Raw genomic sequence first — 2,532 nt, 5'->3', positions numbered from 1 at the left:
ACTGCGCAGCCCTGTTGGGTCGGTAGCTCAGGTGGTTAGAGCGCACGCCTGATAAGCGTGAGGTCGGAGGTTCAAGTCCTCCTCGACCCACCAACAACCAAAAGACACAGTTTGACCGTTAAGCAGCATCGCTGCTTTGCCGTCCAACTGGACGTAACGATCTTTTGATCGTTTGACATCGTAAAGAGAGAAACAACATCAGAATAGATGATGAACCCAAGTAAGGGATCATCTGCTGACGTGAGGCACCGCATGGTGCCGGTGATCGTCACGCAAATCTATTTTGTTCCAAGTCAAGTACACTAACCGGAATGAGAGTAATCTCATTCGAACAGTGTCAGTTGCGAACCAGCGGCTGACATTGCAATGTATGCATTTTGATTAAGGGCCCTTTTGATTTTACAAAAGGGAGGGCCCACAGAAGTAGTCTGACTATTTCTGGATCAAATCAAGCGCGAAAAGGGCGTTTGGTGGATGCCTTGGCAGTAAGAGGCGATGAAAGACGTGATACTCTGCGATAAGCCATGGGGAGCTGAGAATAAGCTTTGATCCATGGATTTCTGAATGGGGCAACCCACCTGATACTTTGTTGTTATTGCTCGCAAGGGCAGCTAACAGCGGGGTAAAACAGGTATTTGTAGACTGAATACATAGGTTTACAAAAGCAAACCCGGGGAACTGAAACATCTAAGTACCCGGAGGAAAGGAAATCAATAGATACTCCCCTAGTAGCGGCGAGCGAACGGGGACCAGCCGAGCCATGAGAGTGAATAGAATATCCTGGAAAGGATAACCATAGTGGGTGACAGTCCCGTATATGAAGCTCAATTGGACGTATTAAGTAGGGCGGAACACGTGAAATTCTGTCTGAACATCGGAGGACCACCTTCGAAGGCTAAGTACTCCTTACTGACCGATAGCGAACCAGTACCGTGAGGGAAAGGTGAAAAGCACCCCGACGAGGGGAGTGAAACAGTACCTGAAACCGAACGCCTACAATCAGTTGGAGGGCCCTTGAGGCCTGACAGCGTACCTTTTGTATAATGGGTCATCGACTTGGTCTACCGAGCAAGCTTAAGCCGTTAGGTGTAGGCGCAGCGAAAGCGAGTCTTAATAGGGCGCATGAGTTCGGTGGATCAGACCCGAAACCGAGTGATCTAGGCATGTCCAGGATGAAGGCAAGGTAACACTTGCTGGAGGTCCGAACCCACACCTGTTGAAAAAGGTCGGGATGAGGTGTGCCTAGGGGTGAAAGGCCAATCAAACTCGGAGATAGCTGGTTCTCTGCGAAATCTATTTAGGTAGAGCGTCGGACGAATACCCTCGGGGGTAGAGCACTGAATGGGTAATGGGGGCCCACAGCCTTACTGATCCTAATCAAACTCCGAATACCGAGGAGTAATATCCGGCAGACACACCACGGGTGCTAACGTCCGTGGTGGAGAGGGAAACAACCCTGACCTACGACTAAGGCCCCTAATTCATGGCTAAGTGGGAAAGCAGGTGGGACGACCAAAACAACCAGGAGGTTGGCTTAGAAGCAGCCATCCTTTAAAGATAGCGTAACAGCTCACTGGTCTAAATAAGTTGTCCTGCGGCGAAGATGTAACGGGGCTCAAGCCATGAGCCGAAGTCTAGGATGCGATTTATCGCATGGTAGCAGAGCGTAGTGTGACATAATTCCATGTCTCCTTACCTTCTTCGGAAGGATTGGAGACGCGGAGTTTTCTGTGAAGCCGGCCTGTGAGGGATCCGGTGGAGAGATCACTAGTGAGAATGATGACATGAGTAGCGACAAAGGGAGTGAGAGACTCCCTCGCCGAAAGTCCAAGGGTTCCTGCTTAAAGCTAATCTGAGCAGGGTAAGCCGACCCCTAAGGCGAGGCCGAAAGGCGTAGTCGATGGGAACCAGGTTAATATTCCTGGGCCATGGAGTGGTGACGGATCTGAGACGTAGTTCATCCTTATCGGATTGAATGGGCTGCTAACAGGTTCCTGGAAATAGCCCTCCTATAAGATCGTACCCTAAACCGACACAGGTGGACTGGTAGAGAATACCAAGGCGCTTGAGAGAACCACATTTAAGGAACTCGGCAAAATACCTCCGTAAGTTCGCGAGAAGGAGGCCCGTTCAGAACGCAAGTTTTGGGCGGGGGCACAAACCAGGGGGTGGCGACTGTTTACTAAAAACACAGGGCTCTGCGAAGTCGTAAGACGACGTATAGGGTCTGACGCCTGCCCGGTGCCTGAAGGTTAAAAGGAGGAGTGCAAGCTCCGAATTGAAGCCCAGGTAAACGGCGGCCGTAACTATAACGGTCCTAAGGTAGCGAAATTCCTTGTCGGGTAAGTTCCGACCTGCACGAATGGCGTAACGACTTCCCCGCTGTCTCAAATGTGGACTCAGCGAAATTGAATTTCCTGTCAAGATGCAGGATACCCGCGGTTAGACGGAAAGACCCCATGCACCTTTACTATAGCTTCGCATTGGCATCAGGCACAGTATGTGCAGGATAGGTGGTAGGCTTTGAAGCGG

The 2,532-nt window shown here is 50.7% G+C and carries 1 tRNA gene and 1 rRNA gene; both read left to right on the top strand.

Annotated features, from left to right (window positions below):
- The first annotated feature begins 16 nt into the window (after positions 1–16).
- Positions 17–93: transfer RNA gene (locus BM320_RS16180), tRNA-Ile, on the top strand.
- A 353-nt stretch (positions 94–446) separates the two neighbouring features.
- A 23S ribosomal RNA gene (locus BM320_RS16175) occupies positions 447–2,532 on the top strand; the annotation flags it as partial.

The sequence above is a fragment of the Yoonia tamlensis genome (assembly GCF_900115105.1).
GTDB classification, from domain to species: Bacteria; Pseudomonadota; Alphaproteobacteria; order Rhodobacterales; family Rhodobacteraceae; genus Yoonia; species Yoonia tamlensis.
The sequence above is the reverse complement of the archived record's forward strand: the minus strand, read 5'-3'. Positions and strand labels throughout refer to the sequence as shown.